The sequence below is a fragment of the Nocardioides sp. JCM 18999 genome, assembly GCF_055391175.1.
Map to the genome: position 1 here is coordinate 2228737 of NZ_AP043887.1, position 25498 is coordinate 2254234.

The 25498-nt window shown below is 70.6% G+C and carries 27 protein-coding genes; 9 read left to right on the forward strand and 18 right to left on the reverse strand.

Annotated elements, in window-relative coordinates:
• Positions 1-14 precede the first annotated feature (14 nt).
• Complete coding sequence (locus ACZ5J1_RS10870; RefSeq protein ID WP_464558617.1) at positions 15-1178, forward strand: CDP-glycerol glycerophosphotransferase family protein; 1164 nt, start codon at positions 15-17, stop codon at positions 1176-1178.
• Positions 1179-1185: 7 nt separating this feature from the next.
• On the opposite strand, the gene ACZ5J1_RS10875 is transcribed toward ACZ5J1_RS10870, so the two are convergent.
• The 6 genes from ACZ5J1_RS10875 to ACZ5J1_RS10900 all read right to left on the reverse strand — a co-directional run bounded on the left by ACZ5J1_RS10875 (position 1186) and on the right by ACZ5J1_RS10900 (position 7220).
• On the reverse strand, positions 1186-1809 hold the full coding sequence (locus ACZ5J1_RS10875; protein WP_464558619.1) for a hypothetical protein: 624 nt from the start codon (positions 1807-1809) through the stop codon (positions 1186-1188).
• 64 nt (positions 1810-1873) lie between these two features.
• Positions 1874-2251, reverse strand: a complete 378-nt coding sequence (locus tag ACZ5J1_RS10880) for a PLDc N-terminal domain-containing protein (protein ID WP_464558621.1) — start codon at positions 2249-2251, stop codon at positions 1874-1876.
• Positions 2252-2261: 10 nt separating this feature from the next.
• Positions 2262-3386: an AI-2E family transporter gene (locus ACZ5J1_RS10885; RefSeq protein ID WP_464558623.1), complete on the reverse strand. Its 1125-nt coding sequence runs from the start codon at positions 3384-3386 to the stop codon at positions 2262-2264.
• Positions 3379-5454, reverse strand: a complete 2076-nt coding sequence (locus tag ACZ5J1_RS10890) for an alkaline phosphatase family protein (protein ID WP_464558625.1) — start codon at positions 5452-5454, stop codon at positions 3379-3381. Before ACZ5J1_RS10890 ends, ACZ5J1_RS10885 begins: the two co-directional genes overlap by 8 nt.
• A gap of 4 nt (positions 5455-5458) precedes the next feature.
• The gene (locus ACZ5J1_RS10895) at positions 5459-6454 is read right to left on the reverse strand and encodes a DUF389 domain-containing protein (RefSeq protein ID WP_464558627.1); all 996 of its coding nucleotides are present in this window, start codon (positions 6452-6454) and stop codon (positions 5459-5461) included.
• Between the two features lie 13 nt (positions 6455-6467).
• Positions 6468-7220, reverse strand: coding sequence for an SDR family oxidoreductase (locus ACZ5J1_RS10900; protein WP_464558629.1), 753 nt, complete (start codon positions 7218-7220; stop codon positions 6468-6470).
• 78 nt (positions 7221-7298) lie between these two features.
• Here ACZ5J1_RS10900 and ACZ5J1_RS10905 point away from each other — a divergent pair, with 78 nt between their 5' ends.
• A complete protein-coding gene (locus ACZ5J1_RS10905) occupies positions 7299-8402 on the forward strand; it encodes an NAD(P)H-dependent amine dehydrogenase family protein (RefSeq protein WP_464558631.1) in 1104 nt (367 codons plus the stop codon).
• On the opposite strand, the gene ACZ5J1_RS10910 is transcribed toward ACZ5J1_RS10905, so the two are convergent.
• The gene (locus tag ACZ5J1_RS10910; protein ID WP_464558633.1) at positions 8360-9211 is read right to left on the reverse strand and encodes an SDR family NAD(P)-dependent oxidoreductase; all 852 of its coding nucleotides are present in this window, start codon (positions 9209-9211) and stop codon (positions 8360-8362) included. The genes ACZ5J1_RS10905 and ACZ5J1_RS10910 overlap by 43 nt on opposite strands.
• 25 nt (positions 9212-9236) lie before the next feature.
• Between ACZ5J1_RS10910 and ACZ5J1_RS10915 the strand changes: the two genes are divergently transcribed.
• Positions 9237-10250 (forward strand): TIGR03617 family F420-dependent LLM class oxidoreductase, encoded by a 1014-nt coding sequence (locus ACZ5J1_RS10915; RefSeq protein ID WP_464558635.1) that lies wholly within the window; start codon positions 9237-9239, stop codon positions 10248-10250.
• Here ACZ5J1_RS10915 and ACZ5J1_RS10920 read toward each other — a convergent pair.
• From ACZ5J1_RS10920 to ACZ5J1_RS10930, 3 genes are read right to left on the reverse strand one after another with little or no spacing between them, the layout of a single operon-like run.
• Positions 10235-10738, reverse strand: a complete 504-nt coding sequence (locus tag ACZ5J1_RS10920) for a MarR family winged helix-turn-helix transcriptional regulator (protein ID WP_464558637.1) — start codon at positions 10736-10738, stop codon at positions 10235-10237. The two genes, ACZ5J1_RS10915 and ACZ5J1_RS10920, sit on opposite strands and share 16 nt — an antisense overlap.
• Positions 10731-11627 (reverse strand): dioxygenase family protein, encoded by an 897-nt coding sequence (locus tag ACZ5J1_RS10925; protein WP_464558639.1) that lies wholly within the window; start codon positions 11625-11627, stop codon positions 10731-10733. Before ACZ5J1_RS10925 ends, ACZ5J1_RS10920 begins: the two co-directional genes overlap by 8 nt.
• 26 nt (positions 11628-11653) lie before the next feature.
• The gene (locus tag ACZ5J1_RS10930; protein ID WP_464558641.1) at positions 11654-12331 is read right to left on the reverse strand and encodes a TetR/AcrR family transcriptional regulator; all 678 of its coding nucleotides are present in this window, start codon (positions 12329-12331) and stop codon (positions 11654-11656) included.
• Between the two features lie 95 nt (positions 12332-12426).
• On the opposite strand from ACZ5J1_RS10930, the gene ACZ5J1_RS10935 reads away from it, so the two are divergent.
• Entirely contained in the window at positions 12427-13353 is a 927-nt protein-coding gene (locus tag ACZ5J1_RS10935; protein WP_464558643.1) for an oxygenase MpaB family protein, read from the forward strand.
• On the opposite strand, the gene ACZ5J1_RS10940 is transcribed toward ACZ5J1_RS10935, so the two are convergent.
• Complete coding sequence (locus ACZ5J1_RS10940) at positions 13350-14111, reverse strand: lysophospholipid acyltransferase family protein (protein WP_464558645.1); 762 nt, start codon at positions 14109-14111, stop codon at positions 13350-13352. The two genes, ACZ5J1_RS10935 and ACZ5J1_RS10940, sit on opposite strands and share 4 nt — an antisense overlap.
• Positions 14112-14167: 56 nt before the next feature.
• On the opposite strand from ACZ5J1_RS10940, the gene ACZ5J1_RS10945 reads away from it, so the two are divergent.
• From ACZ5J1_RS10945 to ACZ5J1_RS10955, 3 genes are read left to right on the forward strand one after another with little or no spacing between them, the layout of a single operon-like run.
• Entirely contained in the window at positions 14168-15154 is a 987-nt protein-coding gene (locus tag ACZ5J1_RS10945) for a DUF389 domain-containing protein (protein WP_464558647.1), read from the forward strand.
• The gene (locus ACZ5J1_RS10950) at positions 15154-15684 is read left to right on the forward strand and encodes a 2'-5' RNA ligase family protein (protein WP_464558649.1); all 531 of its coding nucleotides are present in this window, start codon (positions 15154-15156) and stop codon (positions 15682-15684) included. The genes ACZ5J1_RS10945 and ACZ5J1_RS10950 overlap by 1 nt, the downstream gene beginning before the upstream one ends.
• Complete coding sequence (locus tag ACZ5J1_RS10955) at positions 15681-16208, forward strand: bifunctional adenosylcobinamide kinase/adenosylcobinamide-phosphate guanylyltransferase (RefSeq protein ID WP_464558651.1); 528 nt, start codon at positions 15681-15683, stop codon at positions 16206-16208. The genes ACZ5J1_RS10950 and ACZ5J1_RS10955 overlap by 4 nt, the downstream gene beginning before the upstream one ends.
• On the opposite strand, the gene cobS is transcribed toward ACZ5J1_RS10955, so the two are convergent.
• The 5 genes from cobS to ACZ5J1_RS10980 are packed head-to-tail and all read right to left on the reverse strand — an operon-like array spanning position 16209 to position 21571.
• On the reverse strand, positions 16209-16973 hold the full coding sequence (cobS, locus tag ACZ5J1_RS10960; RefSeq protein ID WP_464558653.1) for an adenosylcobinamide-GDP ribazoletransferase: 765 nt from the start codon (positions 16971-16973) through the stop codon (positions 16209-16211).
• 2 nt (positions 16974-16975) lie between these two features.
• On the reverse strand, positions 16976-18181 hold the full coding sequence (locus ACZ5J1_RS10965; protein WP_464558655.1) for an acyl-CoA dehydrogenase family protein: 1206 nt from the start codon (positions 18179-18181) through the stop codon (positions 16976-16978).
• 8 nt (positions 18182-18189) lie between these two features.
• Complete coding sequence (locus tag ACZ5J1_RS10970) at positions 18190-19209, reverse strand: phosphotransferase family protein (protein WP_464558657.1); 1020 nt, start codon at positions 19207-19209, stop codon at positions 18190-18192.
• The gene (locus ACZ5J1_RS10975; protein ID WP_464558659.1) at positions 19206-20390 is read right to left on the reverse strand and encodes an acyl-CoA dehydrogenase family protein; all 1185 of its coding nucleotides are present in this window, start codon (positions 20388-20390) and stop codon (positions 19206-19208) included. The genes ACZ5J1_RS10970 and ACZ5J1_RS10975 overlap by 4 nt, the downstream gene beginning before the upstream one ends.
• Positions 20390-21571 (reverse strand): thiolase family protein, encoded by a 1182-nt coding sequence (locus ACZ5J1_RS10980; RefSeq protein WP_464558661.1) that lies wholly within the window; start codon positions 21569-21571, stop codon positions 20390-20392. Before ACZ5J1_RS10980 ends, ACZ5J1_RS10975 begins: the two co-directional genes overlap by 1 nt.
• Positions 21572-21669: 98 nt before the next feature.
• Between ACZ5J1_RS10980 and ACZ5J1_RS10985 the strand changes: the two genes are divergently transcribed.
• Positions 21670-22443, forward strand: coding sequence for an SDR family NAD(P)-dependent oxidoreductase (locus tag ACZ5J1_RS10985; RefSeq protein WP_464558663.1), 774 nt, complete (start codon positions 21670-21672; stop codon positions 22441-22443).
• Here the strand turns inward: ACZ5J1_RS10985 and ACZ5J1_RS10990 are convergent.
• Complete coding sequence (locus ACZ5J1_RS10990; protein WP_464558665.1) at positions 22440-23651, reverse strand: CaiB/BaiF CoA transferase family protein; 1212 nt, start codon at positions 23649-23651, stop codon at positions 22440-22442. The genes ACZ5J1_RS10985 and ACZ5J1_RS10990 overlap by 4 nt on opposite strands.
• A 148-nt stretch (positions 23652-23799) precedes the next feature.
• On the opposite strand from ACZ5J1_RS10990, the gene ACZ5J1_RS10995 reads away from it, so the two are divergent.
• The gene (locus ACZ5J1_RS10995) at positions 23800-24501 is read left to right on the forward strand and encodes a GntR family transcriptional regulator (protein WP_464558667.1); all 702 of its coding nucleotides are present in this window, start codon (positions 23800-23802) and stop codon (positions 24499-24501) included.
• Here the strand turns inward: ACZ5J1_RS10995 and ACZ5J1_RS11000 are convergent.
• Positions 24494-25387, reverse strand: a complete 894-nt coding sequence (locus ACZ5J1_RS11000) for a hydroxymethylglutaryl-CoA lyase (protein ID WP_464558669.1) — start codon at positions 25385-25387, stop codon at positions 24494-24496. The genes ACZ5J1_RS10995 and ACZ5J1_RS11000 overlap by 8 nt on opposite strands.
• Positions 25388-25498: the final 111 nt, after the last annotated feature.

Genomic DNA, 25498 nt, shown 5'->3' on the forward strand with positions numbered 1-25498 from the left:
CCTAGGATCCGTGAGTGCAGAAGCCCCCCACCCTTGATGTCATCGCCTACTTCGCCGACGACGCGACCCGCGTCTACCAGCTCCTGCAGTGGATCCCGGTGCTTGAAAAGGTCGATAGCACGCATCGGGTGGGCGTGGTCACCCGCGACCCGGAGACCGCCGCGATCGTCCGCGAGCGGACCACGTTGCCGGTCCACTGCGCCCCTGAGTTCCACGACCTGCACGAGCTGTACCCGCGGCTCGACGCCAAGGTCGTCGTGTACTGCAACAACTCGATGCGGAACTTCCAGTCCCTGCTCGACAACCGGATGCTGCACGTCCACATCAACCACGGCGAGTCCGACAAGCACTCGATGGTCTCGAACAACGCCAAGGCCTACGACCGGGTCTTCGTCGCCGGTGAGGCCGCGGCCCAGCGGATCGAGCGCGGCCTCCTCCAGTTCGACTCGACCAAGCTGGTCCGGATCGGACGGCCGCAGCTGGACCTGCAGCCCGAGCCGATCGTGCGCACCTCCGAGCGCCGCACCGTGCTGTACGCGCCGACCTGGGAGGGCGACGCGGACTACAACTGCTACACCTCGGTCGACGTGTTCGGCGACGAGATCACGGAGGCGATCCTCGCCACCCCCGACGTCCGGATGGTCTACAAGCCGCACCCCAAGGTGACCACCTCACAGATCCCCGCGATCGCGGAGGGGCACCGCGCCATCCTCGAGCGGATCGGGGCTGCCGCCCTGGCCGACCCCGCGGCCGGCCACGAGGTCGTGCTCGAGGGCGACATCCTGGCGGTGATGCCGGTCTGCGACGCCATGATCACCGACGTCTCCTCGGTCGGCCTGGACTGGCTCTACCTGCGCACCGACAAGCCGATCCTGATCACCGACCGGCACCACGACGGCGAGGCCCTCCGCCAGGAGGTCCCGGTCAGCCGGGTCGCCGACGTGCTCGACTCCCGCGACCTGATCGACCTGGGCGCGCTCAGCGCTCTGATCGCGGACCGGCTCGACCACGACGAGCACCGGATCGCGCGGGCCGCGATGCGGCACCACTACTTCGACGACGTCCGGGTGGGCGAGTCGACCACGCGGTTCACCACCGAGCTCACCGTGCTGTGCGAGCTGCGCGACCGGCTGATCGGTGTGGCACCGACCTCCGACGCGAACGCCGACATCGCCTAGTTCGGGCCTAGCTCCGGACGCCGTACGTGAGGGCGACGTCCCAGGGCAGCAGGCCCCATCCGGGCACGGCGTCGGCGAGGTAGTACGGCGCCATGTCGATCGCCTCGGCACTGGCCGGGGCGCTCAGCGACACCACGGGCTCACCGCCCGCGACGTGCTGCGCCCACAGGGTGCTCTCGCGCGGCGGCGGGCAGACCTCGACGGTGGACAGCTGCGTGCCCTCGTCGTCGACGTGCAGGGCGAAGAAGGCGTACGGCTCGAGCGGCGCCTGCGGGCCACCGATCTCGACGACCAGGTACTCGAAGTTCTCCGCGACGTGGCGCACGGCCTGGTTGATCGCCCGGACGAACTCCTGCGGAGCGTCGGCCCGCGGGGCGACCTGCCCCTGCGCCGGAGCCAGGCTCAGCGTCACGTCGCCGGCCAGCCGCAGCAGCGGCGCCTGCGGGTCACTGAGGTCGAGCTCGCCGGCCTCCCGGTAGCGATCCTCGCCGCGCTCGGTCCGGTCCAGCACGCCGGTGCCCTGCAGGGCGACCAGAGCGGCGTCGTCCTCGACCACCCACAGCTGCGTGCCGGAGTCGTCCCAGGTCCGAAGCAGACCACCGACACAGATCCCGAGTTGCACCACGCTCATGGGACGAAACTAACGGCTCCGGCGGCACCGAACCTCATCGGTGCCGCCGGAGCCGTCTGCTGGATCAGGAAAGAGCCTTGGCCTTGAGCTGGTCGAACTCCGCCTGCGTGATGGCGCCGGAGTCGAGCAGGGCCTTGCCCTGCGCGATCTGGTCGGACACGGAGGTGGGGGAAGCGACGGAGCGGATGTACTCGTCCTGGGCCGCCTTGACCTCCTTGTACTCCTTGGCGCTGCGCTCGGCCATGCCGTCGCCGCGGGCGATCAGGTAGACCAGCGCGGTGATCAGCGGGAACACGATCAGGAAAATGATCCAGACTGCCTTGAGCCATCCGGACGTCCCGTGGTCACGGAACAGGTCGACGATGATCGAGAACATCACCATCAAGTAGGCGACGAACGCGAACGAGACGACGATCAGCCAGAAAACTTCGAGAAACGACATGCGATACCTCTCAGGGTGCGGGTGGGGGTGAATCCGAGGATTCGGTGCTGCCCAACGGTTCCTCCGGCGGCGGTGTCACCTTGCCGCCGATCAAGGCGTTGAACCACTGGGCCTTGGGATCCACGTCGACGAACATCGCGCGGACCAAGAGCGAGAGCGGCACGGCCAGCACCGCGCCGACCGGGCCGAGGATGAACGACCACACCACCAGGGACAGGAAGGTGACGGTGGCCGAGAGACCGACGGCGTCGCCGACCATCTTGGGCTGGATGATCGACTGGATCACGGTGTTGATCACGATGTAGCCGACGATCACCGCGAGGGCCATCTCCCAGCCACCTTCGAGGAGACCGAGGATGGCCGGCGGGATCAGTCCGATCACGAAGCCGATGTTGGGCACGTAGTTGGTGATGAAGGCGAGCAGACCCCACAGCGCAGCGCCCGGGACCCCGATCGCCGTGAGCATCGCCGTGTCGATGACCGCCACGACCAGCCCGAACGCCGTCGAGACGAGCAGGTAGATCCGGGTCCCGGTGGCGAACTGGAACAGGCCACGGACGAAGTTGGGCCGGTACGCCGAGAGCTGTTCGAGGTTGTCACTGAACTTGCCGGCGTCCATCACCACGAAGAGCACCATCGTCACGATGAAGACCACGTTGCCGAGGATCGAGAACGTGCCGAGCAGCAGGCTGGTGATCAGGTCGGCGAGGCGACCGAGGTCGAGGGACTCACGGATCTTGTCGAGCTGGTCCTGATCGACTCCGACGGACTTCAGCCAGGACGTGACGTCGGCGATGGTGTTGGCGAACTCGTCCTTGTACTCGGGGATCAAGGTGCCGAAGTGGGCCAGCGCGACGAGCATGGCGAGGCTGAAGAGGATCAGACCGACATAGACGGTGAGCAGCGAGATCAGGTTGCCGAGCCAGGACGGCCAGCCCTTCTTGACCAGGAAGCGCCGGACCGGGCTGGCGGCGATCGCCAGCACGATGGCCAGGAACGCGGGCCCGATGATGCCGGACATCGCCCGGATGCCGAAGATCGTGATCACGCCGGCAGCGAGGCCGATCACGATCAGGAGGCCGCGGGGAATGCCGCCTCCGTCGACGGATGCCGAGGGCTGCGGCGAATCAGACATCAGCAATCTCCTGTGCACGTGGCGAGTCAGGCACGGAGGTTACTCGCTCCGCGCTGATCGGGGGTAGGTCCTTGCGGTGGCCGAGCGCCTCGAGCATCCGCACCAGCTCGCGGTGCAGCGCCGCGGCGCCCTCGACCTGGTCCTCGTTGGTCCAGAGGTAGGTCGGCGCGACGACCAGGCCGCGGTCCTGCCAGCCGCCCAGTCCACCGTGGCACCCGACCAGGTCCTCGAACGCCGCGACCTCGTCGGTGCTCGGGTCGACCAGGCTGTTGACGTAGAGGTCAGGCGCCCGCGGATCGGCGAGGGCCGTGGCCAGGACCCGGGCCGAGTGGGCAGGGAAGAGCAGCAGCGGGTCCGTCCCCTGGATCTCGCCGGTGAGCAGGTTCTGCCGCCCACCGCCACCGATCGCGAACGGAGTCCCGGCGTCGTCGACGCCCGCGATGAAGCCGATCCCGGGGTGATCCGCGAGCCCGTCGATCAGGCCCGGCCACTCCTCCTCCAGCACCTCGAGGCTCCACCGCTCCGACGTCCCGGAGTAGATCAGACCGAGGTTGCCCGAACCCAGCACGACGGGCTCGGCCTCGGGTGCGTCGCTGTTGCCCTGGTGCCGGCGTGCGGTGCGGGCCAGTCCCCCGGCCACGGCTGACGGCTTCGAGGTCGCCGCCACGTCCTCGACGATGGAGCCGGCCCGGCCCCAGCCCTCGACCGGTGCGCCCTCCCAGTGCACGGAGGCGCCGATCAGCTCGCGGACCAGGCCGTCCAGGCCCTGTCCGTAGCGGTCGGCGAAGGACTCGCCGGTCGACTGGCCGTGGTCGGAGACGAGCACGATCTCGTAGGTGCGCGGGGCGAGCTCGGCCAGCTGCGAGATCACGTCGACGATCCGGTCGAGGTCGCCGAGCACCGCCAAGGACTCCAGCCGCACCGCGCCGGCGTGGTGGGCCACCTCGTCGAAGTCGACGAAGTCGACGTAGATGGACTTGCGGCCGATCTCCATCTCGCGCGCGACCAGGGTGATGTTGACGTCGCGGAGCAGGCCGTTGGTGACCGCGCGCAGGCCGGCGAACTCCCAGGGCCGGTTCATCCGGGGTACGACGTCACGCACCCGCTGGCGCCGGGCCTGCTGCCGTTCCCGCACGATCTCGGCGATCGCGCGTCCGAAGCTGCGGGCGAACCCCTCGGGCCGGGCCATGAAGGTGGCCAGCACCTTGCGGGTCTGCAGGCTGCCGCGGGTGAGGCCGGTGCGGCTCATCACCATCGAGCAGCTGACCGCGTCCCCGGAGAAGAGGTTGCTGATCGAGGCACCGTCGTCGGCGAGCAGGCCGTGCCCGGTGCTCGCCCGCTCCTCGATCACGCGGGCGTCGGCCGGCTTGTTCGCCACCAGGATCCGGCCGAGCTCACGGTCGTACCAGCGGAACGCCGGGACGCCCGCGGAGGTGCCGTGCAGGATGCCGAGCTGGCTGGCCGGAGTCGTGCAGGGCAGCTGGGCCGTCCACTCGCGCGCGACGTGGTTGCCGCTGTCGACCCAGCGTCGCAGGGTGGGCATCAGGCCCGACTGCAACGCCCAGCGCACCAGCGGGAACGGAACCCCGTCGAGCTGGATCATGATCAGGCCGGTGACCTCGGGGTCCTCGATCGGTTCGCTGCGCTTGCCGGGCCGCACGTCGCGAGCGAGCAGGGCGACCAGGTGGTCCGGGGTCCCGGCGGTGCTGAGCCACTCCAGGACGGTGGCGAGGATGGCGGTGATCCAGGCGGCCGCGACCAGCGTCCAGAAGGAACCCACGTGCACGGCGGGCACGAGCGCCAACGCGACGCTGAGGATGACGGCCTGCCCGAGGAAGGCCAGCGCGAAGACGGCGATCCACCCGATCACCGCGGCACCCATCACCAGGACCGGTCGCAGCAGTGCCCCGACGATGCCGGTGATCAGTGCCACCCCGAACCAGACCCAGATCGAGTCGGCGCTCAGGTTCGGCAGCACGATGTCGGCGATGACCAGCGAGACGGCCCCGACGGCCCAGCTCCAGACGAGCCGGCCCACGTCCCCTGACCGGATGGAGAACCTCCGCATGGCGTTACTGTGGCACGCCGGAGGCCGGCAGGTCCCTGGACCCGCCGAGCACCAGGCTGACGTCCACGTCAACGTCGGAGAGCCCGGCATCGTCGAGTGCCTGGCGCAGCTCCTCCGGGTCGGCCTCGGGCTGACCACCCAGGGCGACGACGTGCAGCACCCCGGAACGCAGGAAGAGGTCGGTGATCTCCCAGCCCTGGCTCACCGCCCACTCCTCCGCGACGGGCTGGGCCTTCGAGATGGTCCTCTGCTGGTCGACCACGTGCACGCTGCCCAACGTCAGCGGGACGGCCACCAGGACCAGGGCAGCGATGACGACCGTGAGCGAGCGGCCGGTGAGATGGCCGACCTCGCCGCCGGAGGACCGTGCGGCCTCGCGGAAACGAACGACCAACAGCACGCAGATCCCGGTGACGATGATCGCCGCAACGTTGGTGCCGAAGAGCAGCAGCGCTCCCAGCGCCTGGCTACCGGCTCCGGACTCGAGGGTCAGCCCGACCACGGCCAGCGGCGGAACTAGGGAGATGGCGATCGCCACGCCGGGCAGACTGTCGGAGACGTCGGAGCGGACCACCGCGTACGCGCCGACCGTGCCGGTGGCGAGTGCCGCGAGGAGGTCGATCAGCTTCGGGTTCACCCGGGACGCGACCTGGCTGTTGGTCTCTGCGGTCACAGCGAGCGGGGTGAGCAGCCCGAGCACGTACCCGATCGCGATCACCACCACGGCACCGGCCAGGACCAGCCCGAGGTTGATCACCAGTTGACGGCGACGGGCGAGGACCAGGGCACAGGCGGTGCCGAGGATCGGGCGCATCAACGGGGCGACGATCATCGCGCCGATCACCGTGGCCGTGGAGTCGCCCACCACACCGGCGGAGGCGATGATCGCGGCCAGCACCAGCATCACCCAGAAGGTCTGGAGGTTCCGCCGACCGCCCGCACCCTCGATGAAGTACGTGCCGGTGATCCGCTCGACGTCCGCCGCAGCCAGGGTGCTCACGGCGCCATTGTGCTCAGATCTTGGTCGGGATGTGCATCACCGTTCCGCCGTCGACGACGAACTCGGCACCAGTGGCGAAGCTGGACTCGTCGCTGGCGAGGAAGACCACGAACGTCGCGATCTCGTCGGGCTTGCCCGGACGACCCAGCGGGATCGGGATCAGGTCGTCGGGCATCTGGTCGGTGGCCGGGGTGCTGATCCGACCGGGGTGCAGCGAGTTCACCCGGATCCCGTGCGGCGCCAGCTCCATCGCCAGCGACTTCGTCAGTCCGGTCAGGCCCCACTTCGAGGCGACGTACCCGTGCGCCCAGGGCGTTCCGCGCAGACCCTCGATCGAGGAGGTGTTGATGATCGAGCCGCCGCCGGCTGCGATGATCGCGTCGGCCGCGGCCTGGGCGCCGAGGAAGGCTCCGGTCAGGTTGACGTCGAGCATCTGCTGCCACTGCGCCTGCTTGTAGCGCTGCAGCTGGCCGCCGTTGAAGATCCCGGCGTTGTTGAACAGCACGTGCAGCGCACCGAACTCCGCGAGGGTGAAGGCGACGGCGTCGGCCCACTCGTCGGAGCTGGTCACGTCGAGGTGCGTGTAGCGGGCGGCGTCGGGGCCGAACTCGGCGCACAGCTGGTCGGCGAGCGCCTTGCCCTCCTCGTCGAGGAGGTCACCGATGACGACGCGGGCGCCTTCGGCGACGAGACGGCGGGCGCTGGCGCCACCGATGTTGCGTGCGCCGCCACTGATCAGGACGACCTTTCCTTCAACACGACCCATGCGGCGGACGATAACGTAGATTTCAGGAAACTAGAACAGGTTCCATTCCTCGACGTCCTTCAATCAGCAGGAGTTTCGATGCCCATTCGGGTCGCCCAGGTCGCCACCGGCAACGCCGGCATGCTCACGCTCCGCCAGCTGATCGACGACGATCGGTTCGAGCTGGTCGCCGTCTCGACGACCAACCCGGACAAGGTCGGACGTGACGCCGGGGAGCTCGCCGGCCTCGACGTGGTCACCGGCATCACGGCCGTCGGTTCCCTGGCCGAGCTGATCGCGAGCGGCCCCCAGGTGGCCGTCTACTGCGCGATGGGTGACACCCGACCGGTGGAGGCGACCCGCGACGTGCGCACCCTGCTCGAGGCCGGGATCGACGTCGTCGGTTCGGCTCCCGGCACCCTGCAGTACCCGTGGGGAACGCTCGACCAGTCGGTGATCGACAAGGTCGAGGCCTCCGCCACCGCCGGCGGATCCACGCTCTACATCACCGGGGTCGACCCGGGCTTCGCCAGCGACCTCATCCCCCTGGCCCTGGCCAGCACCTGTCAACGGATCGAGAAGATCCACTGCTACGAGCTGGCCGACTACGCGACGTACGACGGCGCCGAGGTGATGTTCGACCTGATGGGCTTCGGGGCTCCGATCGATGCCACGCCGATGCTCTTCCTCCCCGGGGTGCTCGGCTTCGCCTGGGGCACGGCGATCCGGATGATGGCGGCCGGGATCGGCGTCGAGATCGACGAGGTGGTCGAGGCCTGGGAGGCCGAGCCCGCTCCCGAGTCCTACGACATCGCCGCCGGCCGGATCGAGAAGGGCACCATCGCGGCCCTGAAGTTCTCCATCTCCGGCCTGGTCGACGGCCGGCCCGCGATCGTGGTCGAGCACGTCACCCGCACCCGCGAGGACCTGCGCCCCGACTGGGCGCGTCCGGCCAGTGGCGGCGGTGCCTACCGGGTCGAGATCACCGGGGAGCCCAGCTACGTCGTCGACATCGTGCCGAGCAGCGAGCACGGCGACCACAACCACGCCGCGATCGTGGCCGCCTGCGGGCGGATCGTGAACTCGATCCCGGACGTGGTCGCGGCGGCGCCGGGGATCCGCACCACGCTGGACATGCCGCTGCCGACCGGCAAGGGCACCTACGTGAGGAGCTCGGCCAGCTCCGTCGGTGTCCACGGCTGAGACGTGGCGTGGTCGCGGTAGGTGACCATCGCCTCGCTCGGCGAGGCGAACCTGCCGACGTACCCGCCGGCGGCGGAGAGCACCTCCCCGGTGATCCCCGCGGCCAGCGGGCCGGCGAGGAAGACGTACATCGCCGCGGCGTGGGCCGGTGGCGGCGGGGCGAGTGAGCCGGCCAGCATCAGGTCGTCGAGCAGCCCGCGACGGTGCAGCCCGCGCACCGTCTCCTCGTACTCCGGTCCGGTGGAGAGCCGGGTCGCGGCGCCGGGACAGACGGCGTTGACCCGGACCCCGTGCTCGCGCAGCTCGGCGGCCAGGGCGTAGGTCAGGCTGTTCACCGCACCCTTGCCGGCGGCGTACCCGGTGCCACCGAAGGTTCCGGTGAAGGCGTGCGAGCTGGTGTTGACGATCGCGCCGCCGGTCTCGACCAGGTGCGGAGCCGCGGCGCGACAGGTCTCGAACGTGGCATGGAGATGGGCGTCGATCAGGCCGTGCCAGGTCGCGGAGTCGATCTCGAGGATCGAGGAACCGACCGGTTCGGCGGTGCCGGCGCAGTTGATCAGGGCGCCCAGCGGCGCAGCATCGACGGCGGTCGCGACGAGCAGGTCCGCCACCTGCGGATCGGCCGCGGACCCGGCGACACCGATCGCGCCCACCTCGTCGGCGGCTCGGGCGACCACCTCGGGATCGCGGCCGTTGAGCACGACGGCCGCGCCCTCGGCCACCAGCTGGCGCGCCACCTCGAGCCCGACGCCACGACTGCCGCCGCTCACGATCACCGACCGACCGGTGAACAACCCTTGCGCATTCATGGCCGCGAGCGTAGAACACGTTCTCGTGTTGCTGGACGTACAACTCGATCGCGGCCCCGCCGAAGCAGTCACCCGAGCCCAGGAGCTGGTGGCCGCCGGGGTGGACGGCCTCTTCACGTTCGAGGGGCCGCACGACGTCTTCGCTCCCCTGATCGCCGCCTCGACCGCGGTCGAGACGGACCTGATGACCAACGTCGCGATCGCGCTCCCCCGGTCACCCATGCACCTGGCACATCTCGCCTGGGACCTCCAGGTGATGAGCAAGGGCCGGTTCCGGCTCGGGCTGGGCTCCCAGATCCGGCCGCACATCGAGAAGCGCTACGGCAGCACCTGGGACCGGCCAGCGGCCCGGATGCGGGAGTCGGTGCTGGCAACCAAGGCGATCCTGGCGTCGTGGCAGGACGGGACCCGACTCGACTTCCGCGGCGACTTCACCCGGCACACCCTGATGCCGCCGACCTTCATCCCCGGCCCGAACCCGTACGGCGTCCCGCCGGTCGTGATGGGCGCGCTGGGACCGGTGATGACACGGACCGCGGCGGAGGTCGCCGACGGGCTGCTGGTGATGCCGTTCCACAGCCACACCCACATCCGGGAACGCACCCTGCCCGCGGTGGCTGCCGGCCTGGACCGGGCCGGTCGGGAGCACCTCGACCTGTTCCCGGCCGCGATCGTGGCGATGGGTACGACGGCCGCCGAGATCGAGCAGGCGAGCATGGGCGTCCGAGCCCTGCTGGCCTTCTACGGGTCCACCCCGGCGTACTGGCCGGTGCTCGAGATCGAGGGCTGGGGCGACCTCGGTCCGCGGCTGAACGAGCTGAGCAAGCGCGGCGAGATCGGCGCGATGATCGAGCTGATCGACGACACGATGCTGCGCACGCTGGCCGTGGTCGGCACCCCGGAGGAGTGCGCGACCGAGATCGGGCGCCGGTTCGGCGACATCGCCGACCGGGTGTGCGCCTACTTCCCCGGCTCGGACCATCCGGCCTCGACCCTGCGCGGCCTCGCCGAGGCGCTGCACGCTCAGCCGGCGCGGTAGCCGAACCGTCCCTCGGGATCGAGGCGCTCGAGCAGGACGTCGGCGATCTCGGCGAACTGCGCCAGCTGGTCGGGACTGAGCGCGTCGATCACCGTGTCGCGGACGAGGTCGACGTGCCCGGGGGCCGCCGCGACCAGGGCGCGACGACCGGTCTCGGTCAGACGGGCGTTCGTGGCCCGCCGGTCCTCAGGGCACGGGATCCGCTCGACGTACTCCCGCGCCTCGAGCCGTTTCACCACGTGCGAGAGCCGCGGCAGGGTCGCGTTGGTGCTGCTGGCCAGGTCGGCCATCCGGATGGTGCGCTCTGGGGCGTCGGCGAGCATCGCCAGCACGTAGTAGTCGAAGTGGGTCAGGTCGGCGTCCCGCCGCAGCTGGGCGTCGAGCGCGGCGGGCAGCAGCTCGACCATCGCCACCACCCGCTGCCAGGCGGCCAGCTGGTCAGGGTCGAGCCAGCGCGGCTGCTCGTGTTGCTCGGGCCGCTCAGGCAACCTCGACCGACCTCTTGGCCAGGCCGATCGCGTAGCCGTCGATCCGGGTGGTCGGCGCTGCTGTCGGGTCCTGGGCCGCGCCCAGGGTGATGAAGAGCGGCGTGAAGTGCTCCACCGTCGGGTGCGCGTAGGGCATCCCGGGAGCCGCCTCACGGAAGGCGGCCAGGGTCTCGAGGTCGCCCCGCGCCAGCGTCTCGGCGGCCCACACGTCGAAGTCGCTGGACCAGCCCGGCACCTGGTCGGGCTGGTGCCAGTCGATGAAGGGCAGTCCGTGGGTCATGTACCCGGACCCGATCACCAGCACGCCCTCGTCGCGCAGGTCCCGCAGCCGGGAGCCCAGCGCCAGCAGACGATCGGGGTCGTGCGTCGGCATGCTCACCTGCAGCACCGGGATGTCACCGGCGGGGTACATGATCTTGAGCGGCACCCAGGCACCGTGGTCCAAGCCGCGGCTGACGTGCTGGTGCACCGTCTCGGTGTCCGGCATCAGGCCGCGCACCCGGTCGGCCAGGTGTCCGGAGTCCGGGGTGTCGTACCGCATCCGGTAGTACATCGGGTCGAACCCACCGAAGTCGTAGACCAGCTCGAGGGGACGCGCGACCGAGAGGCTGAGCGGCGCCTGCTCCCAGTGCGCGGAGACGATCACGATCCCGGTCGGCTTCGGCAGCGCCCGGGCCCAGGTGTGCAGCTCCGTCATCCAGTCGGTCATCTCGAAGAGCATCGGTGCGCCGTGGCTCAGGTAGAGCGCGGGCAGCGGACCGTCGGCCGGGGTCCAGTCCCGGTGCGGTACGGCGGCCTCGACCGCGGCCGCGCGACGCAGGTGAGCCGCGAACGGGTGGGTCGCGGCGATCTCGGCATCGGCCTGGGCAGTGCGCGGGTCGGCGTACATCTCTCGCTCCTTAGTTGTACCTTCAACTAATTCGAGGATACGCCGATCTCGCCCACGACCAAACCGTCGACGACACCGAAGACGTCGACCAGGATGTCGACCACCTCGTCACGGCTCGCGGTGACGTCGCCCTCGAGGACCGCGGCCAGGGCGTGGGCCACTCCCCCGATCAGGAACTGGGCGAGGATGCGCAGCCGTGGCGAGAGCTCGGCCGCCTCGGCCAGCGGGTCGCCCGACGAGGCCGTGGCGGCCAGCATCGCGGCGAAGTGCCGGCTCTCCTCGCGAAGCCGCGGCCCCAGGATGGGCGAGGAGACCGCCTCGAGCAGCACGATCCGCCCCTTGCGCGGGTCCTCCAGCATGAGGTCGGCCATCTCGGCCAGCACCGCCCGCGTCCGGGCCGCCCGGGTGGTCTCGTCCCCCGCGTCGGGGACCGACGCCAACGCGGCGATCGCCCGGGTCGCCGCCTCGGTCGCGATCGCGTCGAACACCGCGACCTGGAGCTCCTCGATCGTCGGGAAGCTCTCGTAGACGTAGCGCGCTCCGAGCCCCGAGGCCTCGGCCACGCCGCGCACGGTCACCGCCGACGTGCCGCCGCCGCCCATCAGGTCGAGCCCGGCGGCCAGGAGCCGTGCCCGGCGCTCGGCCGTGCGCTCGGCGGCCGAGGCTCCCGCGTAACGACGCGGCTCGGTCGGGATCGTGGACACGACGCCATCGTGACACATCCGTTGACAGATGGGGTGAGCACTGGTCTGATAGATCTGTCAACGTGCGTTGACACTTGATCCAGGAGTGCTCCCCCATGGAATCGACCAGCGTGCCCCCGTGGCACCCCTCCCAGCCGCACCACGAGCTCGCCGACGACGTGCGCTGGTGGGTCGGCACCCCGCTCGCCTTCGGGCTCTACGGCCGACTCGCCCTGGACCAGGTGGCCTATCGCGAGGTCGCCGCGGCGGTCGACGCGACGGGACGGTTCGCGGAGAACTTCACCAACCGCGGGGTGCGCAGCTACCTCTGGGGACCGCTGATGCTCTTCGGCGACGACAGTGACCGCCGGGCCACCTCGGAGCGGTTGAAGGTGCTGCACGGCCAGGTGCACGGGCGCGGCACGGGCGACTTCGCCGGCGAGCGCTACAGCGCGCTCAACCCCGCGCTGTGGAAGTGGGTCGGGACCAGCAGCCTGCTCGTCTTCTACACCGGCTACATCAGCACCTACCCCGGCCTCAGCACCGAGGAACGGGAGGTGGTCTACCGCACCGTGCTCTGGATGAGCGACACCGATCTGCCCAGCGATGCCGCGTCCGTGCCGCCGACGGTCGCTGAGATGGAGGCGTACTACGAGGAGGTCGCCACCTTCGAGCTCGCCGACAACCCGTTCCTGCAGTGGGCCGCGGAGAGCTTCAGCGCGTTGCCGGTGCCCACCCTGATCGGGCCGCGGTGGCTGCACCGGGCGATCACGCCCCTGTGGCGGCTCGCCACGCCGCTGCTCTCCCGCCCCGCCCGGATCTGCGGCGAGGCCACGGCGCACCCGGTGATGCGTGACCTGCTGGGCATCACCTGGACGCGCCGCAAGGCGTGGGAGTTCCGGCTGTACACCCGGCTGATCCGGGCCGGACGACGCGTCCTGCCGTCCTGGCTGCTGCTCGACCCGTTGGCCGCCAACCGTCGCCGCTACGAGCGTCTCCGCGCGGCCTACGCGCGACCGCAGCTGACGGAGTTCGCGGCCTAGGAGCCCTTCTTCGCGCGCTTCTTCTCCGCGCGCAGGCGTCGCTCCTCGGCGTAGGCCGCAGCCGCCTCCTCGATGGTCGGTGCCGAGCCGCCGTACGCGCGAGGGAGCCACCACGAACCCGGCGGCTGCTCCTCGGCGGGGTGGTTGCGGATCAGCTCGTCGAGCATCGCCTCCATCCGCTTCTTGAGCTCGGCGGTCTCCGCGATCGGGTCCTCGCCGGTGACGTGCATCGGCTCACCGACACTGATCCCGATCGTGCGGTGCCGGGAGAAGTCGGCCTTGTGACCCTTGGCCAGGATCCGTTGCGTGCCCCAGAGCACCATCGGGATCAGGGGGACGCCGGCATCGGCAGCGATCCGGACGGCGCCGGTCTTGACCTCCTTGATCAGGAAGCTGTTCGAGATCGTGCCCTCCGGGAAGATCCCGACGAGCTCCCCCGCCTTCAGCTTCTCCGACGCGATCCGCATCCCTTCCCGGCCGCTGGCGCGGTCGATCGGGATGTGGTGGAACGCGCGCATCACCGGTCCGCCGACCTTGTTGTCGAAGATCTCCTTCTTCGCGATGAACCGGGTCAACCGCCCACGTTCGGCGCCCGGGAAGCCCGCCATCACGTAGTCGATGTAGGAGAGGTGGTTGACCGCGATCAGGGCTCCGCCGGTCTCGGGGATGTGCTCACCGCCGGTCATCCGGATCCGCATGTCACCGACCTTGAGCCAGGTGCGGGCCGCTTTGATGACGACGGGGTAAGCCAAGTCCATGGGGCCATCATGCCGGGTCACGACAGCGGCGCCGCCCAGCCGCAAGAATGCCGGACATGCTGCGTCTGCGCCTGACCACCCCGAGTGAGCTCACCCCGGCCGCCCTGGACGTCCTCCGCAGCGATCCGGCCGTCAGCGAGCTGGCGCTCCTGCCGGGCGCGTCGCTGCGCCCGCCGGGCGACGTCGTGATGGCGAGCGTCGCGCGCGAGGCTGCCAACGACGTGGTCGAGCGGCTCGACGCCCTCGGGATCTCCCAGCAGGGCAGCATCCAGATCGATCCCGTCCAAGCCTGGCTGTCCGAACCCGGCCTGGCGGCCTCCCGGATCGCGCCGGGCAGCGGTGCCGACACCGTGGTGTGGGCCGACGTGACGCAGCAGGCCTACGAGGACAGCGAGGCGAACTGGACGTTCGCCAGCCTGTTCGTGCTGGCGTCGCTGATCGCCGCGGTCGCGATCGTGCTGGACTCGCAGATCCTGGTGATCGGCGCGATGGTGATCGGGCCGGAGTTCGGGGCGATCGCCGCCCTCGGCGTCGCTCTGGTCAGGCACCGCTATGGGCTCCTCCGACGTGCCCTGGCCACCCTCGTGATCGGCTTCACCGTCGGCATCATCGCCACCACGATCGCCGTCCTGGTCGGCAAGTGGCTGGGCTGGATCACCGTCGCCGACGTCACCGCGGCCCGCCCTCAGACCGGGTTCATCTACACCCCCGACAAGTGGTCGTTCATCGTCGCGGTCGTGGCGGCCGCAGCGGGGGTGCTGTCCCTGACCTCGGCGCGCGTGGGCGGACTGTCGGGGGTGTTCATCTCGGTGACGACGATCCCGGCGGTGGCCAACATCGGGGTGGGGATCGCGTTCGGTCTCGGCGACGAGATCCGGGGCAGCCTGATGCAGATCCTGATCAACGTCTCAGGGATGGCACTGGCGGGCTGGCTCACCCTCGCCTTCCAGCACCACGTCTGGCACCGGGTCGCCGAACGCCGCGCGCGCCTGTTGCGCTTCGGACGAGCGAGCGAGTCCTCCGAATCGATCAATCCGCTCTGATGGCGCTCGGCCACTCCGTGCTCGCCGTCCCGGTGCCGCAGATCGACGTGGTTGTCCGAGAACGGACGGCGTACTACGACGCCTCGTTCGTCTCGGCCGACCCCGGCTTCGTGCACGCCCACATCACCCTGCTGGCTCCCTGGATCGACGAACCGACCCCGGCCGACCTGGCGACGGTCGCCTCGATCGCTGCCTCCCTGGCCCCGACCGAGATCGACCTCGAGGAGGTGCTCGAGTTCCCCGGCGGAGTGATCCACCTGCGCCCCCGACCGGAGGATCCGTTCCGTAGGCTGACCGCAGCGCTGGTGGCCGCGTTCCCCGACCACCCGCCCTACGCCGGGGCGTTCCCCGACCCGGTGCCGCACCTGACCCTCGACCACCCGGCCGGCGGCGTCACGTTGGAGGAGGTCCGCACCCGGATGGCACCGCATCTCCCCGTGCGCTTCACGCTCGACCGGATCGACCTGCAGTGGTGGGCCAACGACGACTGCCGGTTGCTGCACTCCTGGCGGTTGGGCGGTGACCGATGAAGGTGCTCGTCACCGGCGGCGTCCGCTCCGGCAAGTCCCGGCACGCCGAGTCCTTGCTGCAGGGCATCGCCACCGTCACGTACGTCGCCCCCGGGCCGACCCCGGACGCCGAGGGCGACCCCGACTGGTCGGCGCGGATCGCGGCCCACCAGGCTGCGCGGCCCTCGCACTGGACGACGCTGGAGACCGCCGACCTGGTCACGGCCCTGGACCGGGAGGAGGCGGTGATCGTGGACTGCCTCGGCACCTGGCTCACCCGCCTGCTCGACGACGCCGAGCTGTGGGAGGCCACCAGTGACGCCGCGACGGCGCGGGTCAACGCCGAGGTGGACCGGATCGAGGAGGTGCTGGACCAGCGGGACGCACCGACGGTCTTCGTCACCAACGAGGTCGGTCTCGGCGTGATTCCCTCGCACCGTTCCGGTCGGCTGTTCCGGGACCTGCTCGGCCTGGTCAACCAGCGGGTCGCCGCCCGCTGCGACGCGGTGCACCTGGTCATCGCCGGCCGGGTGCTGGAGCTCTAGTCAGGCCAGGGCGATCAGCAGGGCGGCGAAGGCGAGCTCGATCGCAGCGCCGAAGACGTCGCCCGTGACCCCACCGAAGCGCGTCACCGCGCGCCGTACGACGACGAGGACCGCGACCACGGCGACCAGCGCCGCCACCGCTCCCCTCCACCACGCCAGGTCGGCCAGCACGGCCAGGGCGGACAGCAGCGCGGCGCCGGCCAGCCACACGAGCGCGACGGCCCAGCGCGGGACGGTCTGGGTGTAGAGCCGACCCAGCCCGTCGGGACGTGCGGGCTCGAAGCCGCGGGCGCAGCAGATCGCCAGCGCGCCGCGGGAGACGCAGAGCGCTCCAGCGGACAACGCCGCCGCCTCCCAGTTACCCCAGGCCGCGAACGACGCCAGCGCGGCCGCCTGGAGACCGACGACCAGCACGATCGCCACCACGCCGGCCGGCCCGGCGGTGCCGGACTTCATCACCGCCAGGGAGCGTTCGCGGTCGAAGGAGGCGGCCATCCCGTCGACCACGTCGGAGAGTCCGTCGAGGTGGAAGGCCCGGTTGCCGAGGATCGTCGCCCCCACCGCGAGCAGCGCCGTCACGAGGGGCGGAAGGTCCAGCCACTCCCCCGCGACGAGCACGGCGAAGAGCGCCAGCGCCAGGGGAATCGTCGCCAGCGGGGCGAGCAGCATCGCCGCCCCCGCACGCCGACGGTCGACGACCTCCGGCGGTGTCACGGGGACGGCGGTCAGGGTCCCGAGCGACAGCCGCCAGGCGTCACGAAGCATGGTCAGCCAGTGTAGGGGCGCTCCCGCTTGAGCTCCTCGCGGGCGATCGTGCGGCGGTGGACCGCGTCCGGACCGTCGACGATCCGCAGGACGCGGGCCCAGGCGTAGAAGTAGGCCAACGGGGTGTCGTTGCTGACCCCGGCGGCCCCGAAGACCTCGATCGCGCGGTCGATGACGGCGGTGGCCATCGCGGGTGCGGCGACCTTGATCGCGGCGATCTCGGTGCGGGCGCCCTTGGCGCCGACCTGGTCGATCAGCCAGGCGGTCTTGTAGACCATCAGCCGGGTCTGGTCGATGTCGATCCGCGACTGCGCGATCAGCTCCTGCACCACGCCCTGCTCGGCCAGCGGCTTGCCGAACGCGACCCGCGACCTGGCGCGCTCGACCATCAGGGCCAACGCGCGCTCGGCCATCCCGATGGCGCGCATCGCGTGGTGGATGCGACCGGGCCCGAGCCGGGCCTGGGAGATCTTGAAGCCGTCGCCCTCACCGGCGAGCAGGTTCTCGACCGGGACGCGGACGTTGTCGAACCGGATCTCGCAGTGGCCGTGCTGGTCCTGGTAGCCGAAGATCGGCAGGCTGCGCACGATCGTGACGCCGGGGGTGTCGCGCGGCACCAGCACCATGGACTGCTGCCGGTGCGGCTCGGCGTCGAGGTCGGTCTTGCCCATCACGATGAAGATCTCGCAGCGCTCGTCGGCGACCCCGGTGATCCACCACTTGGTCCCGTTGATCACGTACTCGTCGCCGTCACGGACGATCTCGGTAGTGATGTTGGTGGCGTCGGAGGAGGCGACGGCCGGCTCGGTCATCACGAACGCCGACCGGATCTGTCCGGCGAGGAGCGGCTCGAGCCAGCGCTGCTTCTGCTCGTCGGTGCCGAACAGGTGCAGCGTCTCCATGTTGCCGGTGTCGGGCGCCTGGCAGTTGATCGCCTCGGGGGCGATCACCGGCGACCAGCCCGACACCTCCGCCACGGCGGCGTACTCGAGGTTGGTCATCCCCGAGAGCGACGGCAGGAAGAGGTTCCACAGTCCCCGCCGCTGCGCCGACTCCTTGAGCCGGCCGAGCACCTCGGGGGTGGCGTGGTCGCCGTGCTCGGCGAGGTAGGCGGCCCACTCGGCCTCGGCCGGGAAGACCTCCTCGCGCATGAAGTCCCACATCTTCGAGACGGTGTCGGAGGCCAACGGGGAGAGTGCGAAGTCCATGTCGTTCCTTACTGGGTGCGGGCGGCGAGGCCGTCGGAGATGATGCGTCCGACCTCGCCCTGGAGGTCACCGAAGTCCTGGCCGGCCATCGAGCCGGCCGCGACCCGGGCGGCGATCCCCTGGGCGATGATGGCGAACTTGAAGTGGGCGAACGCCACGTAGAAGGCGAGGTCGTCGACCGAGCGTCCCGAGGTCGCCGCGTACCGCTGGACCAGGTGGTCGCGGCCGGGGAAGCCGGGCAGCCGGGTCAACGCGGGCGTCAGGGCGGGCGCCGGCTCGTGCGGCTCGCGCCAGTAGAAGAGCAGCATCCCCAGGTCGGCGAGCGGGTCGCCGAGGGTGGAGAGCTCCCAGTCGAGCACGGCCGCCACCCGGTCGGGCGCGGTGGTGTCCATCAGGCAGTTGTCGAGCCGGTAGTCACCGTGCACGATCGCGGCGTCCTGCTGAGCAGGGATCGAGTCGGTCAGCCAGGCGCCGAGCCGGTCGAGGTCGTCGAGGTCGTGCGTCTTCGAGGCCTCCCACTGCCCTCGCCAGCGCCGGACCTGGCGCTCCAGGAACCCGAGCGGCCGTCCGTAGTCGCCCAGGCCGATCAGGCCCGGGTCGACCGCGTGCAGGTCGGCGAGCGTGTCGACGAGGGCGTCGGACATCGCGACCCGGTCGGCCCGGTCATTCGCGTAGCCCGCCGGGAGCTCGTCGCGCAGGATCAGGCCCTCGACCTTCTCCATCACGTAGAACGGCACGCCGAGCAGATCACCCGTGGTGTCCACGTACCGGATCGCCGCGACCGGGACCGCGGAGCCCGCCAGGGCACGCTGCACCCGGGCCTCGCGGCCCATGTCGTGCGCGCTGGCCAGCAGCTCCCCCGACGGAGGGCGACGCAGCACCAGATCGCCGGCAGCACTGGTGAGCAGGTAGGTCAGGTTGGACTTGCCGCCGGCGATCAGCGTCGGCTGCACCGAACGCCACGCATCGTCGCCGAGCACGTCGGCCAGGAGCGCGCCGAGCTCGACGGGACGGACGAGATCGTTCATCGGGTCCGCTCCAGGACGTCGCGGGCGATGATGTGCTTCATCACCTCGGTGGCTCCGCCGTAGATCGTCGTCACCCGGGTGTCGGCGTAGGCGCGGGCGATCGGGTACTCGGTCATGTAGCCGTAGCCACCGAAGAGCTGGAGGCACCGGTCCACGAGCCGCTTGTGCATCTCGGTCGCCCACCACTTCGCCTTGGCGGCGTCGACCGCGCTGAGCTCGTCGCGGTTGAAGCGGAGCACCGCCTCGTCGACGTACGCCTGGGTGACCTCGAGCTCGGTGACCATCTCGGCGATCGCGAACTGGGTGTTCTGCAACGCCGAGAGCGGCCTGCCGAACGCCTCGCGCTCCTGGACGTAGTCGATCGTCCAGGTCAGCGCGGCCCGTGCGCCGGCGCAGGCCGCCACGGCGATCTGGGCGCGCTCGAGCGGCAGGTGGCTCATCAGGTAACCGAGACCGGCACCGACCTCGCCGAGCAGGTGGTCGGGCCCGACGTGGACGCTGTCGAGCACCAGCTCGGCGGTGTCCTGCCCCTTGAGCCCGATCTTGTCCAGGTTGCGGCCGCGACCGAAGCCGGGCATGCCGCGCTCGACGACGAACAGGCTGAACGCCTTGGACCCGGCGGCCGGGTCCGGGTCGGTGCGGGCGACCACGATGACGATGTCGGCGTTGATCCCGTTGCTGATGAACGTCTTGGCACCGTTGAGGACCCAGCCGTCCTCGGTGCGGGTGGCGGTGGTGCGGATGCCCTGGAGGTCCGACCCGGTGCCGGGCTCGGTCATCGCGATCGCGCCGATGATCTCGCCGGTGCACATCCCCGGCACCCAGCGCTGGGCCTGCTCGGGGGTGGCCAGGTCGACGACGTACGGCACGACGATGTCGGAGTGCACCGCGATCCCGGCCGCGAACGAGGTGGCCCCGGCCTTGGCGAACTCCTCGATCATCGCGACCCGGAAGCCGAAGTCATGCAGGGCTTCCCCGCCACCGAGGTGGGAGGGAGCGTTGATGCCGAGGTAGCCCTGCTCGCCGGCCGCGAGCCACGGCTCGCGGGGGACGATGCCGGCGTCGTCCCAGGTCTCGATCTGGTCGACCACAGTGCGCGTGAGGAACGAGCGCACACTGCCGCGGAAGGCCTCGTGGTCCTCGGTGAAGAGCGGGCGCGGGTCCCAGAGTCCGTGCCCCATCAGAGACGCTCGATGATCGTGGCGTTGGCCAGGCCGCCGGCCTCGCACATGGTCTGCAGGCCGTAGCGACCACCGGTGGCCTCGAGGTGGTTGAGCAGGGTCGCGAGGATGCGGGTGCCGGATCCGCCGAGGGGGTGGCCCAGGGCGATCGCACCGCCGCGCGGGTTGAGCTTCTCGAGGTCGCCGCCGACCTCGGCCAGCCAGGCCAGCGGGACGGGGGCGAAGGCCTCGTTGACCTCGTAGGCGTCGATGTCGTCGATCGTCAGGCCCGCCTTGGCCAGCACCTTCTCGGTGGCCGGGATCGGCGCGGTCAGCATCAGGCGCGGGTCGTCACCGGCGACGGAGAAGCCGGCGAACCGGGCTCGCGGCTTCAGCCCGAGCTTCTCGGCGGTCTCGGCGGCCATGATCAGGGCGGCCGACGCGCCGTCGGTGAGCGGGGAGGAGTTGCCGGGCGTGATCCGCCACTCGTGGCCGGGGTACCGGGCCGTCATCTCCTCGGTCGCGAAGGCGACCCGCAGGCCGCCGAGACCCTCGGCGGTGGTGGTGGCGCGGATGGTCTCGTCGGCGGTGACCACGGTGCCGTCGGGGGTGGTGACGGGGACGATCTCGTGGTCGAACCCGCCTGCGGCGGCGGTCGCGGCGGCGAGCTGGTGCGAGCGGGCCGAGTAGGCGTCGAGCGCCTCACGGTCGAAGCCCCACTTGTCGGAGATGAGCTCGGCGCAGACGCCCTGGTTGACCAGGCCCTCGGGGTAGCGAGCGGCGATCGAGGGACCGTGCGCGTCCTGACCCATCGTCGACGACCCCATCGGGACCCGGCTCATCGACTCCACACCGGCGGCGATGACGATGTCGTAGACACCCGCCATCACGCCCTGCGCGGCGAAGTGAACGGCCTGCTGGCTGGAGCCGCACTGCCGGTCGACGCTGGTGGCCGGAACCGACTCGGGCCACCCGGCGGCGAGGACGCCCTGGCGGCCGATGTTGACCGCCTGCTCCCCCACCTGCATGACGCAGCCCGTGATCACGTCGTCGACGAGGGCGGGGTCGAGGTCGTTGCGCTCGGCGAGGGCCTTCAGCACCGTCGCGAGGAGCTCGACCGGATGGACCTCGGACAGGGCGCCTCCGGCCTTGCCGCGCCCGGAGGCGGTTCGGACGACATCGACGATCACTGCTTCACGCATGGGTTCCTCCTGGTTCGACCGCTGATCCGATTGCGGCCCTACTTAGCGCTCGCTAAGGTATGCTGATCCGCGCCTGTGCGCAACCCGAAAGGAACACCGTGTCCACCTTGCTGAGCAGCTTCCGGCTCGACGACCGCGTCATCGTCATCACTGGCGCCAGCTCCGGCCTCGGAGTCGGGTTCGCCCGCGCCGCCGCCGAGGTCGGCGCACGCCTCGTCCTCGGCGCCCGGCGCATCGATCGACTCAGTGCCGTGGCCGAGGAGCTGCGCGCGAGCGGGGCCGAGGTCGTGGTCCGCGAGACCGACGTCACCGACCCGGCCTCGTGCCAGGCGCTCGTCGAGGCGGCCGTCGAGGCGTTCGGCCAGGTCGACGTGCTGATCAACAACGCCGGCCTGGGCGGCTCCGTGCCCGCCACCCGCGAGGTGCCCGAGAACTTCCGTGCCGTCGTCGACGTCAACCTCAACGGCACCTTCTGGATGGCCCAGGCGTGCGCCCGGGTGATGCAGCCCGGGTCGTCGATCGTCAACGTCGCCAGCGTCCATGGTCTGGTCGGGTCACGGTTCCCGCAGGCGTCGTACTCGGCGAGCAAGTCCGGCGTCGTCGGCCTCACCCGCGACCTCGCCCAGCAGTGGTCGGGCCGCAAGGGCATCCGGGTCAACGCGCTCTGCCCCGGCTACTTCGCCAGCGAGATGACCACCGGCGGCGAGAACGGCGAGGACAAGCTGCGCGACATGGTCGCCACCCACAGCCTGCTCGGCCGTTTCGGCGAGCAGTCCGAGCTCGACGCAGCACTGCTCTTCCTGGCCAGCCCCGCCTCGTCCTACGTCACCGGCACGACGCTGGTGGTCGACGGCGGCCTCGCCGCGATCTAGTCAGCCTGGAACACGACTCCGTCGGAGCTGAGCCGCTCCCAGGCGGCGTCGTCAATCCCGGCGAGACGGGTCAGGACGTCGCGGGTGTGACCGCCGAGCGTCGGCCCGGGGACCGGCGTGGCCGGCTTGGTGCGGGAGAACTTCGGCACGATGCCGGTCGCGGGGACCTCGAGCCCGATCCGGTTGGTCAGGCTGAGCACCATCTCGCGCGCGGCGTAGTGCGGGTCGGCGACCATGTCGGGGGCGGTGTAGATCCGACCCGCCGGAACGCCGGCCTTCTCCATCGCCGCGATCAGCTCGTCGCCGGTCAGCGTGCGGGTCCAGTCGCTGATGATCCCGTCGAGCTCGACCATGTTCTCCCCGCGCGAGGCGTGCGCCTGGTAGCGCGGGTCGTCGACCAGCTCGGCCCGTCCCATCGCCACGCAGAGCCGCCCGAAGACGTTGTCCGCGTTGGCCGCGATCAGCACCTCGGCCCCGTCGGAGGTCGGGTAGACGTTGGACGGCGCGACCCCGGGCAGCACCGATCCGGTGCGCCCGCGCGTGACCCCGCCGAGGACGTGGTCGGCCATGGTGGACTCCATCAGGGCCGCGACGGCCTCGTAGATCGCGACGTCGACCTCCTGGCCCCGGCCGCTGGTGGCGCGCTCGGTGAGCGCGGCCAGGGTGCCGATCACGGCGAACAGCGCCGCGAGGGAGTCACCCAGGCTGATCCCGGCCCGGGTCGGCGGCAGCTCCGGGTTGCCGGTGGTGTGCCGGATCCCGCCCATCGCCTCACCGATGCTGCCGAAGCCGGCGTCGCTGGACCGCGGGCCGGTCTGACCGAAGCCGGAGACGTGCACCATCACCAGGCGGGGGTTGATCGCCGACAGCGCGGCGTAGTCCAGGCCCCACTTCTCCAGGGTGCCCGGCCGGAAGTTCTCCAGGACGACGTCGACCTCGGCGACGAGGCGCCGGATGACGGCGCGTCCCTCGTCCTGGCGCAGGTCGAGGGCGAGGGACTGCTTGTTCCGCGCGATCGAGGGCCACCACAGGCTCTCACCCTCGACGTTGATCCCCCAGGTGCGCATCGGGTCACCGGAGCCGACCGTCTCGACCTTGAGGATCTCGGCGCCGTAGTCACCGAGGAGCTGGCCGGCGAACGGTCCGGCGATGAAGCTGCCCAGTTCGAGGACGCGGATGCCGGCGAGTGGCCCGGAGGAGGTAGACATGGCCAGATTGTACACAATCTGCAGGTTCGGTCTAGGTCCGAAACGAGATCTGACGCGTATATAGTCCGGCGCTTCCCGTCACCGTGGGACCAGAGTGACTACCATGCACACAATCTAGTTCTCACCACGGAAGGGACGGCTCGACGACGTGGCCACGCACCAGGGCAACAGCCAGACCGCCTACGATCAGATCCGCAGCGCGATCGTCGAGGGCCGCTACGCCCCCGGTCAGCGGTTGATCGAGCAGCGGATCGGCGAGGAGTTCTCCCTCTCCCGGACGCCGGTGCGCGAGGCGCTGCGCCGACTCGAGGCCGAGGGCCTGGTCGAGTCCGTCCCCAACCGCGGCGCGGTCGTCCGCGACGTCTCGCTCGAGGAGGTCGGCGACCTCTACGGCCTCCGAGCCCGCCTGGAGTCGTACGGCGCGGAGCTGGCCGCCGAGCGGATCGAGCCCGACGAGCTGGCCCGGCTCGACGCCGGCATCCTCGCCTTCGCCGACGCGCTCGCGGCCGACTTCGACGAGGAGATCGACCGGATCCGGGCCATCGACGCCGCCAACCGGACCATCCACGACGCGATCCTCGACGCGGCCCACCACGACCGACTGCGCCGGTTGCACGCCCGGACGGTCGACGTCCCGCTCGTCTTCCAGTCCTTCCGACAGTTCGACCGCGCTCAGACCGAGCGGTCCCACGTCTTCCACCAGATGATCCGCGACGCCATCGTGTCGGGGAACGCCCAGCGCGCCGCGACACTGATGTCGGAGCACGTGCTGATGGGCCGCGACGTCCTGATCGCGCACATCGACGAGTCGGGCTCGGGCGTCGAGGCGCTCTTCCCCACCGTCAGCTGACCGGCACCGGGAAGCCGCCGGCCTTCGCCAGCTGACCGGGCACGGTCGACCCCAGCACACCCTCGATCCAGCGGGCGGTGTCCATCACGGTCCCCAGGTCGACCCCGGTGGCGATGCCGGACCGCTCGAGCAGGTAGATCAGGTCCTCGGTCGCGATGTTGCCGGTCGCGTCCGGGGCGAACGGGCACCCGCCGATGCCACCGGTCGAGGCGTCGAGGGCACGGACCCCGGCGTCGTACGCGGCGACGGCGTTGGCGTAGCCGGTGTTGCGCGTGTTGTGGAAGTGGCACCGGAGGTCGACGCCCGGCGCGACCGCCCCGATCCCGGCCACCAGGCGGGACACCTGAGCCGGTACGCCGACCCCGATCGTGTCCGCGAGCGCGATCTCGTCCACGCCCGCACCGGCGACGCGTCGGGCGATGTCGACCACGCGCTCCTCCGGCACCTCACCCTCGAACGGGCAGCCGAACGCGGCGGCGATCGTGACGGAGAACCTCACCGAGGCGGCCCGCGCCTCGGCCGCCAGGTCCTCGACGCCGCGGACACCGTCGGCCACGGACATGCCCTGGTTGCGCTGGCTGAAGGTCTCGGTCGCGACGACGACGATGTTGACCTCGTCGACCCCGGCCACGACGGCCCGCTCGAAGCCGCGCCGGTTGAGCACCAGGCCGCTGTAGGAGACGTCGTCGCGGCGCGGAACGCCGGCCATCACCGCTTCGGCGTCGGCCATCTGCGGGACCCGGCCGGGGTGGACGAAGCTGGTCGCCTCGATCCGGCGCACCCCGGCGGCGATGCTGCGCTCGATGAGCTCGATCTTGTCCTCGGTGGAGACCAGCACTGCTTCGTTCTGCAGACCGTCTCGGGGTCCGACCTCGATGATGTTCACTGCTGACTCTCCTCCGACCAGGCTCGGTGCCGACGCGATTTCGTGGGGCGCGGTAGCACCAGTCTGACATATTGCATACAATTCGACACGAACCGTCCGGCTCACCGACAT